The sequence below is a fragment of the Elioraea rosea genome (assembly GCF_007644105.1).
In the GTDB taxonomy this organism is placed as follows: domain Bacteria; phylum Pseudomonadota; class Alphaproteobacteria; order Acetobacterales; family Acetobacteraceae; genus Elioraea_A; species Elioraea_A rosea.
The window spans coordinates 78814-94770 of record NZ_VFAC01000004.1; the positions used below are offsets into that span (position 1 = coordinate 78814).

Here is a 15957-nt window from a genome sequence, read left to right on the forward strand (position 1 = left end):
GCGATTCCGGTGCTCCCGGCCTTCAAGGCCGCTCCGCTCCGGTTCCCGGAAACCGCGCCATCCAGGTCACGGCAGCGACGTCTCGGACTGCCTCTGCGCACGCTCCGCTCACGCGGCCTCGCGCATGTTCCGCGCCCGCCGCGCGGCCGGCCGCTCCAGGCAGAGGTCGAGCCATGCCTTCACCTTCGGGAAGGGCGAGAGGTCATACTTGTTGAACCAGGCCGAGTAGGCGACGGACGCGACGTTGAGGTCCGCGACGGTGAAGTCCTTGCCGAGCAGGTAGCGCCCGGCCTTGGCGAGCGTCGCCTCCAGCACGCCGTACGGCTTCTTCATCCCCTCGGCGCCCGCGGCTGCGAGTGCCGGGTCGCGCTGGTCGGGCGGGCGGATGAAGCTGTTGTAGGCCCACTGCATCTGAATCGGCTCGAGCTCGGTCGCGGTCCACAGCGTCCACATGAACACGCGGCCCTCGTCCTCGACCTTCTCCGGCCACAGGCCCTCGCCGTACTTGCGGGCAATGTAGAGGTTGATGGCGAGGCTCTCCCACAGCACGAGGTCGCCGTCCTTCAGAGCGGGGATCTTGGCATTCGGGTTCAGCGCCTGGAACGCGGAGGATTTCACGCCGGTGGCGAAATCCGTCGGCTCCAGGACGTAGTCGAGCCGCACCTCCTCCGCCGCCCAGAGATTGCGGAAGGCGCGGGAACGGGGAATGCCATAGATCGTCACGGGCTCTGCCATCGCTGCGGTCTCCTTTGTGTGGCGGCGGGACGCTAGCAGCGGCCGGCGCGTCGGTCATCGGGGGCTGTTCCGGAACTCGGGCGATGCTAGTTTGGTAGCGGAACGAACCCGCCGGGACAGGGGAGAAGGTACCGATGACGTCACGCCTTGCAGCTCCATGCCTTGCCCTGGCGCTCGCCGCACTTGGCGGCTGCGCCCAGGGTCCGAGCCCGGCGGAGGTCCAGGCCGCGCGCGAGCCGCCGGCCGGCTTCCACTGCCCCGCCCCGGGCACGACCGTGCGCGGCAGCGACGGGCGCGAGATCATCCACCGCGGCGTGGCGGCAGACGACGCGGAGGTCTGCCTGATCTCCCTCACCGTGGGCGGGCGCACGCAGGAGGTGCGGGCGCTGTTCAGCATCGCCGCACTCAGCCGCTTCACGCCGGGCGAGGAACGCGCCGCGCTGCGCGCACTCTTCCCCCTCGCGCCAGGCAAGTCGGCCTCCTGGCTGACGCACGATTTCTACGGCGAGGCGTGGACGGTGAGCGTGCAGGTCGTCGGCCGCGAGACGATCACCGTCCCTGCCGGCACCTTCGATACGTGGCGGCTGCAGCTCGGCGACCGTGGCTTCGGGTTCAACTCCTGGGAGGTCCGGATGCACCGCTGGGTGCTCGAGGACGGCACCGTCATCCAGCAGCGAGGCGAGGTGGTGCGCGGCGGCGTGCCGCCGGGCTCGCCCTTCCTGCAGAGCTGGAGCGCGACAGCGGTGATCCGCCCCTGAACGGGCTGCGGCGGTGCGCCCCACTCGCACCGCCGCGATCATCGCGGGTTCTCCGCAGAACGATACGCTATCGGCTCATTCCGCGGCCACACGCTGCAGCGGCGAGGGCGGAGCGCCCCTGGCGCCGTGGTCGTCGAAGAACTGCTCGTCCTCCGTCGAGCCCTTGAGCGCGGTGGTCGAGGATGCGCCCCCGGTGATCGCGATCGACACGGCATCGAAATAGCCGGTGCCGACCTCGCGCTGGTGGCGCGTCGCGGTGTAGCCCATCGGCTCGGCGGCGAACTCGGCCTGCTGCAGTTCCGAGTAGGCCGCCATGCCACGCTCGCGATAGCCGCGCGCGAGCTGGAACATCGAATGGTTCAGGCTGTGGAAGCCGGCCAGGGTGACGAACTGGAACTTGTAGCCCATCGCGCCGATCTCCCGCTGGAACGCCTCGATCCGGTCCGGCGCGAGCTTCTTCCGCCAGTTGAACGAGGGCGAGCAGTTGTAGGCGAGCATCTTGCCGGGGAACGCGCGGTGGATCGCCTCCGCGAAGCGCCGCGCCTCCTCGATGTTCGGCTCGGACGTTTCCCACCAGAGCAGGTCCGCATAGGGCGCGTAGGCCAGGCTGCGCGCGATCGCGTACTCGACGCCCACGCCCGGCTTGATCCGGAAGAAGCCCTCCGCCGTGCGCTCGCCTGTCAGGAACGGGCGGTCACGCTCGTCGATGTCGGCGGTGAGAAGCTGGGCGGAGTGGCTGTCGGTGCGGCAGAGCAGGACCGTCGGCACGCCCTCGACATCGGCGGCAAGCCGCGCGGCGTTCAGCGTGCGGATATGCGTCGCGATCGGAACGAGAACCTTGCCGCCCATGTGGCCGCACTTCTTCTCGGACGCGAGCTGGTCCTCGAAATGCACGCCTGCGGCGCCGGACTCGATCATCGCCTTCATCAGCTCGAACGCGTTCAGAGGCCCGCCGAACCCCGCCTCGGCGTCGGCGATGATGGGCGCGAACCAGTGCGTCTCGTCCCCCTTTCCCTCCATCTTCGCCACCTGGTCGGCCCGGCGAAGCGCGTTGTTGATCCGCCGCACCACCATCGGCACGGAGTTCGTGGGGTAGAGCGACTGGTCGGGATACATCTCGCCGGCGTGGTTGGCGTCGGCCGCCACCTGCCAGCCGGAAAGGTAGATCGCCTTCAGCCCGGCCTTGACCTGCTGAAGCGCCTGGTTGCCCGTCATCGCGCCGAGAGTGGGCACGAAGGGCTCGGTCCTCAGCAGGTGCCAGAGCCGCCGCGCCCCCATCTCGGCGAGCGTGTGGCGGATGCGCACATGGCCCGAGAGCCGTTCCACCTCCTCCGGCGTGTAGTCGCGCCGAATGCCGGCAAAACGCTCGGCAAGCCAGGAAGGCGGGGTGCCGGGAAGCCCGGCACCGGCCTCTGGGGCGTAGACGCGCGGGTAGTTCATCATCGACATGGCGGTCTCACTCCTTGGCACATCCCTCGGTTTTCGGGAGGGCGATAAGTGAATGTTTGACGCTGCAGTCGCGAAACGCCAGCAGGTTCGCGCAAGAAGATGAGCAAAGCGGTGCGTCGCTTTTCGGAAAACTGCGTGGTAATGTGAAACATGTAAAAGTTCGGAGCGCGTTCCATGGCACGCAAACCGCTGATCGGACGGACGATCCGCCGCCTGCGAACAGAGCGGGGCATGACGCAGCAGGCGCTTGCCGCAACCCTCGGCATCTCCGGCAGCTACCTGAACCTGATCGAGCATGACCAGCGTGGCGTCACCGCCTCGCTGCTGCTGAAGCTCGCCACCTTCTTCCAGGTCGACCTCGCCGCGCTCGGCGGCGCCGAGGAGCGGCAGACGGAGGCCTCGCTCCGCGAAGCCTTCCTCGACCCGCTTCTCGGCGCGGAGAAGGTTCCGGAAGCGGAAGTCTCCTCGCTCGTCGATGCCGCGCCCAATGCCGCGCGTGCCGTGCTTGCGATCTACCGTGCCTTCCGCGTCGCGCGCGAGGATGCCGCAGGTATCGCGCTTCCGACCGGCACGCGTGTGACGCTGCCGACCGAGGAGGCGCGGGACGTGTTCCACGCGCGGCTGAACCACTTCCCGCCGCTCGAGGCCGCGGCGGAGGCGATCGGTGGCGAGATCGGCGCGGTGCTGCCGGCGGAGATGAACCATGCCATCGCCGAGCGCCTCCGCCGCACGCACCACATGCGGGTCGTCGTGCAGGCGCAGCCCGAGATCCGCCGCTACGACGCGGCCACGCGCACGCTCTTCCTTTCCGACCTGCTTCCCCGCGAAAGCCGCGGGTTCCAGATGGCCTACCAACTGATGCTGATCGAGGCCGGCGAGGTGGTGGAGGCGGAGTTGGCGACCATCGCCCCAGGCACCGAGGAGAGCGCGGCGCTGATCCGCTTCGGCCTGCTGAACTACGCCGCGGCCGCGCTCCTCATGCCCTACGCAGCGTTCCTCTCGGCCGTGCGCGCGCTGCGGCATGACGTCGATGCGGTGGCCGCCCGCTTCGGCGTCGGCTTCGAGCAGGCCTGCCACCGGCTCTCGACGCTCTCGCGCGAAGGCGCGCGCGGCATCCCCTTCTTCTTCCTGCGAGCCGATGCCGCAGGCAACGTGACGAAACGATTCTCTGCCGCGGGGTTTCCGTTCGCGCGCTATGGCGGGTCCTGCCCGCGCTGGGTTCCGCACCAGGCCTTCGCGACGCAGGGCCGCGTGCAAGTCCAGGTCGCGCGCCTGCCGGACGGCGCGACCTTCCTCTGCTTCGCCAAGGCACTCGCCCGGCCGGCAGCGCCGTGGCCCGAGCCGCCCGAGGTGCACGTGATCGCGATGGGCTGCGACATCGGCCACGCGCGCGACGTGGTGTACGCGGACGGGCTCGACCTCGAGCGGGCGGTGACGGAGATCGGCCTCTCCTGCCGGCTGTGCGAGCGTCCGAACTGCAGAAGCCGCGCCTTTCCTCCCGTCGCGCACCGCCTGGTGCTCGACCCGGCGGTGAAGGGCGCCTCGCCGTTCAGCTTCGCACCCGCAGTGCGCTGAGCGCGGCGGCAACGCCACGCTCCTTCCATACGGCAAAGCCGAGAAGTGCTGCGATGCCTGCGGCGATCGTGGTCGCATCGAGCCAGAATGCGCCCTGGCCGAGACGGAGCGCGACGCCGCCCGCCCAGGAAAGGAACAACCCGACGCAGAACACCTCGAGACTGTGCCGCCCCGCTGCGCGGAGAGGGACGAACACCGGCCGCGCAAGCACCCCCTCACGCGCCGTGAGGCGGGAAGCGAGCACGGCGAGCGCGAGCGCGTGCAGGATGCGCGGCAAGGCGAGATCCTGCTTGCCGAACACCCCATCGTTCATGGGCACCGGCAGAAGCAGGGCATCTGGCAGCCACCCGCGCCAGCCAAGCCTGATCCAGAGACCTGCGAGGACAACGAGCGCGGCGAGCCCCGTCACCCACGCGCCGCGCGGCAGGACGCGCCCCTCGAGCAGCGCGCGACGGCCGCACACGGCGCCGATCGCGAAGAGAACCTGCCAGGTGAACGGGTTGAGGCCGATCGGTTCGCCGCCCAACCCGGGAAGCTGCAGCCCGCCCCAGAAGCCCGCCGCGTAGACAAGCCCGGACAGTCCGAGTGCGGCGGATGGCGAGCGCGCAACCAGCGCCATGAAGACGGGCAGCGCCAGCATGCACCAGACGAACACCGGCAGGATGTCCATGAAGCGCGGCTGGTAGAGCATCGTCGGCGCGGCGAGCGAGGCGGCGATCGGGCTCTCCGCCATCCACACCCAGCCCAACCGGGCGATCTCGCCGGGCAGCTTCATGGCGCGATCCGACCAGACGACGAGGGCGGCGAACAGGAAGAAGACGATCAGGTGAATGCGCCAGAGCCGGACCGTCCGGGAAAGCAGATCGGCGCGCGCCGCAGGCATGCCGTCGCGGCTCGCCCGATAGGCGAACAGCGAACCGAGGCCGAGGCCAGAGAGCAGCACGAACTGCTCCGAACTGTCGGAAAGCCCCCAGGCGCTGTGGATCGCCCAGGCGCCAAACCAACTCCCCGCGACGTGGCTGACGAAGATCTGCAGCTGCATCAGGCCGCGCAGCGCATCCAGCCGCGGATCGCGCGCCGGACGCGGCGGCGCTGCGGGCATCGATGTCACCTGTCAGGCTTCCGCGCGCTGCAGCCAGGACCGCAGGCGGCCCAGCGCTGCCACCCCCTCGTCGCGCTTCACCCAGAGGATGACCGCCGCCATCAGCAGGGTGAACACCGCCTCCTTGAACAGCACGCCGCCATCGCCGTAGGGGTCGATCCCGAGCGGGCTGACGACGTGGAAGAAGATCGCTCCTGCCATAATGCAGAAGGCGAGTGCCGCGCCGGCCATGCGCGTCGCAGGAATCACGACAAGCACGGATGCGACGATCTCGATGATGCCAACACCGATGCGCATGACCTTCTCGTGGCCGGGAAAGCCGAGCCAGTCGGTCAGGATGGTGAAGAGATGGACCGAGCCTTCGTTGCCGGTCAGCTTGTACTGCTCGTACCAGAGGAACTCGTAGGCGATCCAGATCGCTGCGGGCCATGTCATCCAGGAGAGGATCGTGCACGTGTCGCGGCGGTTCATCATCGGGCTCCGGCGGAGGCGGCCATCCGCTCGATGGCTGCACAGGCTTCGCCCGCCGCGTCGTCGTGGTTACCCTCCCGGCACGATGTCACGCGCCGGAAACATCACGCCTCTGCGAGCATCGGTTTGCGCTAGGCTCGCGGCCAGGAGGGCCCTATGTCGCAGGACCGCTACCACAAGGACCGCATCGGCAACCGGCGCCTGAAGCCCGAGACGCTGATGCTCGGCTACGGCTACGACCCCGCGCTCTCGGAAGGCGCGGTGAAGCCGCCGGTGTTCCTCACGTCCACCTTCGTGTTCCGCTCGGCCGAGGACGGGCGCGATTTCTTCGACGTGGTCGCCGGCCGCAAGGAACCTCCTGAGGGCGAAGGCGCGGGCCTCGTCTATTCGCGCTTCAACCATCCCAACAGCGAGATCGTCGAGGACCGGCTTGGCATCTACGAGGAGGCGGAGGCCTGCTCGCTGTTCTCCTCAGGCATGGCGGCGATCGCGACGGCACTGTTCGCGTACGCGAGGCCGGGAGACTGCATCCTGCACTCGCAGCCGCTCTATGGCGGAACCGAGACGCTCGTCTCCCGCACCCTCGCACCCTGGGGCATCTCTGCGGTGGGCTTCGCGGAGGGGATGAGCGAAGCGGCGATCCGCGATGCGGCCGAAGCGGCGCAGGCGAAGGGAAGGCTCTCGGTCGTGCTGCTCGAGTCGCCGTCGAACCCGCTGAACACGCTCGTCGATCTGTCTCTCGTCCGCCGCGTCGTCGACGCAGTGGCGGAGGCTCACGGCGCGCCGCGGCCGATCATCATGGTCGACAACACGCTGCTCGGGCCGCTGTTCCAGCACCCGCTGCGGCACGGGGCGGACCTCTCGCTCTATTCGCTGACGAAGTATGTCGGCGGCCATTCCGACCTCGTCGCCGGCGCGGCCCTCGGCGCGCGCGCGGCGATGAAGCCCGTGCGAGCGATGCGCAGCGCCATCGGCACGCAGCTCGATCCGCATTCCTGCTGGATGCTCGGCCGCTCGCTCGAGACGCTCAGCCTCAGGATGCGGGCCGCCGTGCGCAACGCCAAGACGGTGGCAGGCTTCCTGCGCACGCACCACGCCGTGATGAAGGTGCATGATCTGGGCGCGCTGGCCTCCGGCAGCCCCGCTGCTGCAGTCTACGCCGCGCAATGTTCCGCTCCCGGCTCGACCTTCAGCTTCGACGTGCGCGGCGGGCAGAGCGAGGCCTTCGCGGTGCTGAACCGCCTCCGCGTGTTCAAGCTTGCGGTCTCGCTCGGCGGCACCGAGAGCCTCGCCTGCCACCCGGCGAGCACGACGCATTCGGGCGTGCCGCAGGCGGTGCGCGAGGCGATCGGGCTCTCGGCGGCGACGATCCGCCTGAGCGTCGGCATCGAGGACGCCGAGGACCTCGTCGCCGATCTCACCCAGGCGCTCGCGCCCCTGTAGCCGCGAGGATATCGATGCCGCGATGGCCGGGCTCGACGCCTTCGAGCAGCGCGACATCGCCTTCGATGTGCGCGGTGCGCAGCGACCGGATCGCCCGGTAGGCCGGCGAGCAGTACCACGCCCGCGCGGCATCGATATCGGGAAAGGCGATGACCACGAGATGCGATGGCCAGGCGCCTTCCAGCACCTCCGGCGCGGCACCGTGGATGAGGTATCGCCCGCCGAACGGCGCGAGCGTCGCGTCGATCCGCTCCAGATAGGCGATGACCTCGTCACGCAGCGCGGCGGGGCGAAGCTGGGCGACGGCGTAGCCGGGCCGCGCGCCGTTCATGCCACGCTCTCGGCCGGAGCGCGGAGGAAACACCCCTCCGCGACGGTGATCGCGGCGACCGCCACGGCCTGCCCGATCACGAAGGCGATGCCAAGACCGCTGAGCGGAACGAGCGCGAGCACGCCCACGCTCGCCGCGACCCAGGCGCCGTTGCCCAGCACGATCAGGCGGAGCAGCCACCCCGGCACCGGACGCGACCGCGCCGCATAGACGAGCACGATGGCGGAGGCGAGCAGGATGCCGCCCGCCGCGAGCGACAGCGCCGGCGGCAGGCCGAACAGCCGGGCGAGCAGTCCTGGCGCGGCAAGGCAGAGCGCGCCGAGGCCCGCGCAGCTTGCGGCATCGACGGCGAGAACGGTGTTCAGCCAAGTGGAACGATTGGTCATTGGTCGGTCTCCATGCGGTTCGGACGAGGCCGTGATGCCGCGGTCTCGCATCGCGCGTCGATGACCTCGGAGGTCATGGAGAAGCCATCGGAGACGCCCTAGGCTCACGCGATGACCGACACGACGGATATGCGGACCGAGTTCGGAGCGCTTCTGCGAAGCTGGCGGGAGAGGCGGCGGCTGAGCCAACTCGCGCTCGCGCTGGAAGGCGGCATCTCCTCCCGCCACCTCAGCTATATCGAGACGGGCCGTGCGAGCCCGAGCCGCGAGATGGTGCTGCGGCTCGCCGAGCAGCTCGACATACCGCTGCGCGAGCGCAACCGGCTTCTGCTATCCGCCGGCTTCGCCCCCGCCTTCGCCGAGCGAGGCCTCGACGACCCGACGCTTGCGCAGATGCGCGCGATGGTCACCCGCATCCTCGAGGCGCACGCGCCCTTCCCTGCCGTCGCGATCGACCGGCACTGGCACCTCGTCGCGGCGAATGCGGCCGTGCCGCCTCTGCTTGCCGGCGCTGCAGAGGCGCTGCTCAAGCCGCCGGTGAACGTGCTCAGGCTCACGCTGCACCCGGAAGGGCTCGCCCCGCGCATCGTCAATCTCGGAGAGTGGCGCGGCCATCTCCTCGCGCGGCTGTCGCGCCAGATCGCCGACACGGGCGATGCCGCGCTCGCCGCCCTGCGCGCCGAGGTCGCTTCCTATCCGTCGCCGCCTGAGGAGGAGGGCCATGCGCAGGGCCTCGCCGTTCCGTTCCGGATCAGGACGGCGAGCGGCGTGCTGAGCTTCCTCTCGACCTCGATGGTCTTCGGCACGCCGCGCGAGGTGACCCTGTCCGAGCTCGCGATCGAGGCCTTCCTGCCGGAGGACGCGGCGACGCTCGCGGCTCTGACGGGCTGAGGTTCAGCCGCCGAGCGCGAGCGCGATCGGGATCGTCGCCGCAGAGACGATCGTTTGCGCTGTCGTAATGCCGGCCATGAGCGGCGCGTCGCCCCCGAGCTGCCGGGCGAGGATGTAGGACGACGAGGCCGTCGGCATCGAGGCGAAGAGAAGCGCGATCTCCGCCGCCGCGCCGCCCACCCCGAAGCCGCGGCAGGCGAGCCAGACGGCAAGCGGCAGGATGACGAACTTCGCCACGCTCGAGATCGCCGCGGCGCGCGGCTTTGCCCAGAGCGCTGCCGGCTGGAACGCAGCGCCGACGCAGAGCAGCCCGATCGGCAGGCTCGCCTGGCCGAGCGAGCGGCCTGCGGAGACAACGAAGCCGGGAAGCGGAACCCCGATCAGCTGGATCGCGCCGCCGATGGCGCAGGCGAGGATGAGCGGGTTGGTCGCGAGCGCCTTCGCCGTGCCGAGCACGGTGGGCCGCGCCGTTCCGAAACGCGCGAAGACGAGGACCGACATCACGTTCACCGTCGGCACGATCGCGGCGGTGGCGACGGCGGCGAGCGTCACGCCCGGCGCGCCATGCAGCCCGGCGGCGACGGCAAGGGCGATGTAGTTGTTGAAGCGAACGCCGCCCTGGAACACGGAGGTGAAGGTCGGGCCGTCGACGCGCATCGCCGGCTTGGCCGCGACAAGCCCCGCGCCCACCACGACGAGCGAGAGGACGATCGCGCCCGCCATTGCGGCGACCGGGACGGCGGAGAGATCGGCCGTCGCCAGCCCGACGGCGAGAAGCGCGGGAAGCAGCACGAGGTAGCATAGCCGCTCTGCGCCTGCCCAGAACGCATCGCCGAGCCCCGGCACGCGCCGCAGAAGCGCGCCGAGGCCGATCAGCGCGGCGACAGGCAGGATGGCGGCAAGGACGATGGCAGCGCGGTCCATCGGCGAGGGATAGCGCGCCGCCGTCGTGCCGTCATGTCACGTCGGGCACCGGGACCCCGGCAGCCACGAGTGCCTGCTCGAGTACGGCAAGGCGCGCACGCAGCGGTGCGGTTGCCCCCTCCACCTCCTCCACGGTGAAACGTGGCGTAATGTGAGCCGGGCAGTTCCAGTCGAACGCCTCGACCGTGACGAGCACGGCACGCTCCGCCCGCCCGCGCCAGCCAGGAAGCGCAAGGCGTGCGGCAAGCAAGGGATCCTCCACCAGCGCCACGGTGCGCGCATGCCCGAGGACCTTCAGCCTTCGCCGCCGCGCGAAGTCGAGCAGCAGCAGGCTCACCCGCCCGTCGCGCGCGAGATTGCCGACCGTGATGTACTGCCGATTGCCGGCAAGATCGAGGAAACCAAGCGTGCGGTCGTCGAGAACGCGGATGAAGCCGGGCTTGGCGCCCCGATGCTGCACGTACGGCCAGCCCGATTCGCCGACGGACGCGATGAACATCGTGTCGCGTTCGGCGATGAACCCAGCCTCGGCCGGCCCGAGGCGATCGGGCGCGGCCTCCGCACGGGTTGCCCGGGCGTACGCAGCGGCACTGCCCATTTCCGCCTGCACCGCGCGAACGCTGTCGGTGAAGGCGATTTCCCCGAAGCGTGCTGTCATCGCTCCCCTCCTCACTCCGCCGCGGCGAGCGCGATCTTCGGGAAGTCGATCTCGGTCGCAGCCAGGCGGTTGAACATGTTGGTCAGCAGGTTCAGCGCCACCACGCCGACGATCTCGACGATCTCGGCATCATCGAGGCCGGCCGCGCGGGCGTCGGCGAGCGCGGGGGCGCCGACGTCGCCGGTGTGCTCCCTGATCGCGAGCGCTAGGCGAAGAGCGGCCTCTGCCTTGGCATCGCCAGACACGCCACGCCGTGCGGCATCGATCTCCTCGGGAGCGAGCCCGGCCATCCGGCCTAGCACCACGTGGGCGGCGAGGCAGTAGCCGCAGCGACTCGTCTCCGCGAGCGCAAGCGCGATGCGCTCCCGGATGGGCGCGTCGAGCCGCGCCTCGGACAGCGCGCCCGAAAGCGCCAGATAGCCGCCAAGCAGCGCCGGCGAATGCGCCATGCTGCGCATCATCGCGGGCACGCGGCCCAGCTTTGTCTGCACAGCGGCGAAATGCCTACGGGAGGCTTCCGGCGCGTCTTCCAGTGCCAGGGCGAGAATCGTCTGCATCATCGTACCTCGTTGCCTGGGCAGCCATCATGGCGCCCCTTGCCCGGAGAAATGCGCATCAGGGGTGGCGAGTGGAATTGGGTGTAGGCGCAAGACATCATTCCGTTATACGGAATGATCATGGACCGGCTCAACGCGCTCACGCTCTTCGTCGCAGTTGCGGAGGAAGGAGGTCTTGCGGCCGCCGGGCGGCGGCTTGGCCTGGCGCCGCCTTCCGTGACCCGCGTCATTGCGGAACTCGAGCAGCACCTCGGGGTGCGCCTCTTCCTCCGCACGACGCGCCGCGTGACGCTGACGGACGCAGGGGCAGCGCTGCTGCCGCGCGCCCGAGCGGTCATCACCGCGATGGCCGAGGCGGAAGCCGAGGCGGCTGGCGCGGCAATCACCCCCCAGGGCATGCTCCGCCTGACAGGCCCTGTCACCTTCGGGCGAATGCATCTTGCCGGCATCGTCGCCGCCTTCCTCCGCGCCGAGCCGCGCGTGACGGCGAGCCTGCTTCTTGCCGACAGGGTGGTCGATCTCGTCGAGGAAGGGCTCGACCTCGCGCTGAGGATCGGCGCGCTACCGGACAGTTCGCTCCTAACCCGCAAGGTCGGGCAGACCCAGCGCGTGCTGGCCGCGAGCCCCTCCTATCTCGCCCGCCGCGGCGTGCCGGACACGCCGTCCGCGCTTACGGTGCACGACATGATCGGCTTCAGCGCCCTGCCGGACCCGCTAGAGTGGCGCTGGGGACGCGCAAGAGCCGACGCCGTCATGCTGACGCCGCGTCTTTCCGTCAACGATGCAGGAGCGGCGATCGCGGCGGCGGAAGCCGGCGAAGGGATCGTGCCGGCCTTCTGCTACATGCTCGCCCCCGCGATTGCATCAGGAAGACTCGTGCCGGTGCTCGGCGCGTTCTCCCCGCCGGCGGTGCCGGCGCATCTCGTTCAGACCGCAGGTCGTTTCCCGCCGGCGCGCGTCAGCGCCTTCATCGGCTTTGCCGCACCGCGGATCGCTGACGCCTTCGGCGCTTATGCGCGCGCGCTCGGACCCGCCGTCACGCCCGCACATCCATCGCCTGGCGCAACCCGTCGGACAGGAGGTTGAAGCAGATCGAGGTCGCGAAGATGCATACCCCGGGCAGCATCGCGACGGTCGGGTTCACGTAGATCGCCGTGCGCAGCGTGTTCAGCATCAGCCCCCATTCCGGTTCGGGCGGCGTCACGCCGAGGCCGAGGAAGGAGAGGCCGGAGGCGAGGATCATCGACACCGACACGAGGCTCGTCGCGTACACGAAGATGGGCCCGAGCACGTTGCCGAGGATGTGCACGCGGATGATGGTCAAGGCACCCGCACCGGAGGCCCTCGCCGCCTCGACGAAATCGAGGTTGCGCACCCCCGTCGTGACGCTTTCCGCCACGCGGATCACGGGCGGGATGAACACGAGGGTGAGCGAGAGGATGGCGTTCAGCGTTCCCGCACCCAGCGCGCCGGAGATGGCGATGGCGAGAAGCACCGAGGGGAAGGCGTAGAACACGTCCGTCCCGCGCATGATCAGCATGTTCACGCCGCCGCCGGCATAGCCCGCGAGCACGCCGAGCGTGGTGCCGATCAGGAAGGCGAGGAACACGGGCGTGATGCCCATGAACCAGGAAAGCCGGCCGCCATAGAGAAGCCGCGTCAGCATGTCGCGGCCGAGCTCGTCGCTGCCCAGGGGGTAGTTCGGCGTGCCGACGGGGCGAAGCCTGCGCAGCATGCTGCCCTGGTAGGGGTCGTGCGGCGCAATCAGGTGCGCGAACACGATGGCGCCGAGCATCGCGAGCAGGATCAGCGCGCAGGCGATGGTCACGGGGTCGCGCCGAAGCCGCTTCCATACCCCCGCCCAGTAGCCCTGCGAGCGGATCGCCGTCTCGCGCGCCTGCACGGCGAGCTCCGCCGCAGCGGCAGATGCTTCGACCCTCACCGTCGTGCTGCCATCGGCCATGCGCTCCCCCTCCTCAGGCCCGCTTGATGCGCGGGTCGAGCGCCGTCTGCACGAGATCGACGACGAGGTTCAGCGCGACGAAGAACATCGCGAGCACGAGGATGGTTCCCTGCAGCACCGGCAGGTCGCGCTGGAAGATCGCGCTGTTGAGCAGGAACCCCGTGCCGGGCCAGGAGAACACGGTCTCGACCAGGATGGAGCCGCCCATCAGGTAGCCGAGCTGGAGCCCGATCACGGCGATGGCGTTCGGCGCGGCGTTCTTCACCACGTGCCAGAAGATGCCGCTTCGCGAGAGGCCTTTGCCGCGGAGCGTCTGGATGAAGTCCTGGTTCAGGATCTCGGCGACGATGCCGCGTACGGTGCGCGTCACGATCCCCATCGGGATCACCGAGAGCGTCACGGCAGGAAGCACAAGGTGGCTGATGTGCTCCCAGTCCCACACCCAGTCGCTCGAGCCGCCAGGCCCGGCGCCCATTGCGGGAAGCCAGTTCAGGTTCACGCTGAACAGGATCACCAGAACCATGCCGAGCCAGTAATGCGGCACCGACACGCCGGTGACGGCGAGCGAGACGGCGATCTTGTCGATCGCGGTGCCCTGGAAGGAGCCGGCAAGCCCGCCGAAGATGCAGCCGAGCACGAAGCCGATCAGCGCGGCGGTGAGCGCGAGCCTGAGCGTGTTGACCACGGCGACCGACAGGTCGGCCCAGACGGGCCGGCCGGTGGCGAGGCTATTGCCGAGATCGCCTGTCGCCACCTTGCCGAGCCAGACGCCGAACTGGATCGGCAGCGGCCGGTCGAGCCCATAGTCGCGGCGGATCTGCTCGACGAGGTCCTGCGGCGCATCGGCCGGAACGATCGCGTTGATCGGGTCTCCCGGTGCGATGTGCACCAGCAGGAAGCAGACGAGCCCGACAGAAAGAGCGATCGGGATCGCGTAGAGGATGCGCCGGACGAGATAGATCAGCATTCAGCGGTGACCGTAGCGAGGGGGCCCCGCACGCCGCACGGATTGCGGGGCCCCTCTCTTCGTCACTGGATGTACGGAAGCGTCAGGTCGACGAACCAGCTCTGCGGCTGGACGAAGCCACGCACACGCTGGCTCATCGCGCGCGGCGACACGTCATGCGCGATCCAGATGAACAGCGCCTCGTCCACGCCGGCGGCATGCAGCTTCGCAAGCGCCGCGTCGCGCGCCTCGGGCTCGAACGCGTTGCGCGCGGCAGCGACCATCTCGTCGAACTTGGGGTCGCTGAAGAAGCCCCAGTTGTTCGAGGTGGGCGGGGCCATCTTGCTGTCCCAGAACCGCACCATGGCGAAGAACGGGTCCATCGCCGCGAAGGACACGTTGATCGCGTGCGCGCCGCGGGCGGAGGCGTCCTTGCAGCCGCGCCGCCAGTTGGTGAACAGCGCGTTCCACTCGATCACGTCGAACTCGACGTTGACACCGATCTCCTTGAGGTTCTGCTGCACGAACTCGTTCATCGGCAAGGGCTGCATCTGGCCCGAGCCGGAGGCGCTGATCTGGACCTTGATGGTCAGCGGCCGCTGCGGCCCGTAGCCTGCCTCGGCGAGAAGCCGCTTCGCGGCTTCCGGGTCATGCTTGATCTGGAAGGACGGGTTGCCCCACCAGGGGTGGCCCGGCGGCACCGATCCGACGGCCGGCACCATCAGCCCGCCGAGCAGCGTCTTCAGCCCCTCGCGGTCGATGCCGAGGTTGATCGCCTGGCGGACGCGCCTGTCAGCCAGCGGCGAGCCTTCTGCGAAACAGGGCTGCCAGGGCCACACATGCGGCTGGGCGTTCTGCTCGATCCGCATGTTGCGCGACCGGAGCTGCGGCAGCGCATCGGGCGCCGGCGCCTCGATCCAGTCCACCTGGCCCGAGAGAAGCGCTGCGGTGCGCGCATTGGCCTCGGGGATCGGCAGAAGGACGATGCGCTCGGCCTTCGCCTTCTCGCCCCAGTAGCCGTCGAAGCGGACGTACTCGGCACGCTCGCGCGGCACGAACCGCACCATCCGGAACGGACCGGTACCGGAAGGATCTGCCGCGAAGGCGTTCCATGCCGCCTCGGGCGAGGCCGCGCCGGCGCGCTTTGCGTCCCAGTGCCTCGGGCTCGCGAAGAAGAGGTTGGTGAGGTTGATCGGCAGAAGGCTGTCCGGCTCGGAGGTGTAGAGCGCGACGGTGTAGTCGTCGATCTTCTCCGCGCGGCGCAGCGTCGGCATGCGCGTCGCGGTCACGCCCACCTGGCGCGGGTCGAAATGCGGCGCCTCGCGGTCGAGCACCTTGCGGACGTTCCACACCACGGCGTCGGCGTTGAAGTCCGACCCGTCGTGGAACTTCACGCCCTGGCGCAGCCTGAACACCCACTTCGTCTTGTCGGCCGCGTCGACAGCCCACTCGGTGGCAAGCCCCGGGCGAAGCGGCGTCGCGCGGTCGCCCCGCGTGAGGTCCCACTCGACGAGCGCGTTGTAGAGCGGAATGCCGGTGAAGCGGTTGCCCTCGAACCCCTGGTCCGGCTGGCCGTGCGTCAGCGGGATGTCCGCCGCCGTCATGCCGATGCGGATCGTTCCCTGGGCGAGTGCCGCGCCCGGCGCTGCCGCGATCAGGGCGGCAAGGCTCGCGGCGAGAAGCGTCGAGCGTGTCATCGTCATCAATGCTCTCCCTGCTTTCCGGTCGATGCGGCTCGTGGTGGCCGCTGCCGGAACATCGTGATGGG

The 15957-nt window shown here is 69.6% G+C and carries 17 protein-coding genes; 5 read left to right on the top strand and 12 right to left on the bottom strand.

The annotated features are described in order from the left end of the window. Window positions 1–108: 108 nt before the first annotated feature. Complete coding sequence (locus FIF60_RS04780; protein WP_144184394.1) at window positions 109–735, bottom strand: glutathione S-transferase family protein; 627 nt, start codon at window positions 733–735, stop codon at window positions 109–111. Between the two features lie 134 nt (window positions 736–869). Between FIF60_RS04780 and FIF60_RS04785 the strand changes: the two genes are divergently transcribed. Further along, window positions 870–1493, top strand: a complete 624-nt coding sequence (locus FIF60_RS04785; protein WP_144184396.1) for a DUF3108 domain-containing protein — start codon at window positions 870–872, stop codon at window positions 1491–1493. A gap of 75 nt (window positions 1494–1568) precedes the next feature. Here the strand turns inward: FIF60_RS04785 and aceA are convergent, their stop codons facing one another. Further along, the gene (gene aceA, locus FIF60_RS04790) at window positions 1569–2942 is read right to left on the bottom strand and encodes an isocitrate lyase (RefSeq protein ID WP_456305140.1); all 1374 of its coding nucleotides are present in this window, start codon (window positions 2940–2942) and stop codon (window positions 1569–1571) included. Window positions 2943–3116: 174 nt separating this feature from the next. Here aceA and FIF60_RS04795 point away from each other — a divergent pair, with 174 nt between their 5' ends. After that, complete coding sequence (locus FIF60_RS04795) at window positions 3117–4517, top strand: helix-turn-helix domain-containing protein (RefSeq protein ID WP_144184398.1); 1401 nt, start codon at window positions 3117–3119, stop codon at window positions 4515–4517. Here FIF60_RS04795 and opgC read toward each other — a convergent pair. Together opgC and FIF60_RS04805 are read right to left on the bottom strand one after the other, a co-directional pair. Continuing rightward, window positions 4492–5619, bottom strand: a complete 1128-nt coding sequence (opgC, locus tag FIF60_RS04800) for an OpgC domain-containing protein (protein WP_144184400.1) — start codon at window positions 5617–5619, stop codon at window positions 4492–4494. The two genes, FIF60_RS04795 and opgC, sit on opposite strands and share 26 nt — an antisense overlap. Before the next feature lie 12 nt (window positions 5620–5631). Then, the gene (locus tag FIF60_RS04805) at window positions 5632–6090 is read right to left on the bottom strand and encodes a DoxX family protein (RefSeq protein ID WP_158639064.1); all 459 of its coding nucleotides are present in this window, start codon (window positions 6088–6090) and stop codon (window positions 5632–5634) included. Window positions 6091–6246: 156 nt separating this feature from the next. Here FIF60_RS04805 and FIF60_RS04810 point away from each other — a divergent pair, with 156 nt between their 5' ends. Further along, complete coding sequence (locus FIF60_RS04810) at window positions 6247–7533, top strand: cystathionine gamma-synthase family protein (RefSeq protein WP_144184404.1); 1287 nt, start codon at window positions 6247–6249, stop codon at window positions 7531–7533. On the opposite strand, the gene FIF60_RS04815 is transcribed toward FIF60_RS04810, so the two are convergent. Both FIF60_RS04815 and FIF60_RS04820 read right to left on the bottom strand, forming a co-directional pair. Beyond that, window positions 7508–7864 (bottom strand): DUF1330 domain-containing protein, encoded by a 357-nt coding sequence (locus FIF60_RS04815; protein ID WP_144184406.1) that lies wholly within the window; start codon window positions 7862–7864, stop codon window positions 7508–7510. The genes FIF60_RS04810 and FIF60_RS04815 overlap by 26 nt on opposite strands. Continuing rightward, window positions 7861–8250, bottom strand: coding sequence for a hypothetical protein (locus FIF60_RS04820; protein WP_144184408.1), 390 nt, complete (start codon window positions 8248–8250; stop codon window positions 7861–7863). The genes FIF60_RS04815 and FIF60_RS04820 overlap by 4 nt, the downstream gene beginning before the upstream one ends. A gap of 111 nt (window positions 8251–8361) precedes the next feature. Here FIF60_RS04820 and FIF60_RS04825 point away from each other — a divergent pair, with 111 nt between their 5' ends. Next, window positions 8362–9141, top strand: coding sequence for a helix-turn-helix domain-containing protein (locus FIF60_RS04825; RefSeq protein WP_144184410.1), 780 nt, complete (start codon window positions 8362–8364; stop codon window positions 9139–9141). 3 nt (window positions 9142–9144) lie between these two features. Here the strand turns inward: FIF60_RS04825 and FIF60_RS04830 are convergent, their stop codons facing one another. Genes FIF60_RS04830 through FIF60_RS04840 form a run of 3 tightly spaced genes read right to left on the bottom strand, consistent with a single transcriptional unit; the run spans window position 9145 to window position 11283 of the window. Continuing rightward, window positions 9145–10065 (bottom strand): AEC family transporter, encoded by a 921-nt coding sequence (locus tag FIF60_RS04830; protein ID WP_144184412.1) that lies wholly within the window; start codon window positions 10063–10065, stop codon window positions 9145–9147. A 31-nt stretch (window positions 10066–10096) separates the two neighbouring features. After that, window positions 10097–10723 (bottom strand): pyridoxamine 5'-phosphate oxidase family protein, encoded by a 627-nt coding sequence (locus FIF60_RS04835; RefSeq protein ID WP_144184414.1) that lies wholly within the window; start codon window positions 10721–10723, stop codon window positions 10097–10099. Between the two features lie 11 nt (window positions 10724–10734). Continuing rightward, window positions 10735–11283 carry a carboxymuconolactone decarboxylase family protein gene (locus FIF60_RS04840; protein ID WP_204251112.1) on the bottom strand — a complete coding sequence of 183 codons (549 nt, stop codon included), beginning with the start codon at window positions 11281–11283 and terminating at the stop codon, window positions 10735–10737. A 117-nt stretch (window positions 11284–11400) separates the two neighbouring features. Between FIF60_RS04840 and FIF60_RS04845 the strand changes: the two genes are divergently transcribed. Further along, complete coding sequence (locus FIF60_RS04845; protein WP_144184416.1) at window positions 11401–12366, top strand: LysR family transcriptional regulator; 966 nt, start codon at window positions 11401–11403, stop codon at window positions 12364–12366. Here FIF60_RS04845 and FIF60_RS04850 read toward each other — a convergent pair. The 3 genes from FIF60_RS04850 to FIF60_RS04860 form a co-directional block, all read right to left on the bottom strand. Next, the gene (locus tag FIF60_RS04850; RefSeq protein ID WP_144184418.1) at window positions 12317–13243 is read right to left on the bottom strand and encodes an ABC transporter permease; all 927 of its coding nucleotides are present in this window, start codon (window positions 13241–13243) and stop codon (window positions 12317–12319) included. The two genes, FIF60_RS04845 and FIF60_RS04850, sit on opposite strands and share 50 nt — an antisense overlap. Before the next feature lie 13 nt (window positions 13244–13256). Next, entirely contained in the window at window positions 13257–14210 is a 954-nt protein-coding gene (locus FIF60_RS04855) for an ABC transporter permease (RefSeq protein ID WP_144184421.1), read from the bottom strand. Between the two features lie 62 nt (window positions 14211–14272). Next, window positions 14273–15892 carry an ABC transporter substrate-binding protein gene (locus FIF60_RS04860; RefSeq protein WP_144184423.1) on the bottom strand — a complete coding sequence of 540 codons (1620 nt, stop codon included), beginning with the start codon at window positions 15890–15892 and terminating at the stop codon, window positions 14273–14275. Between the last annotated feature and the right edge of the window lie 65 nt (window positions 15893–15957).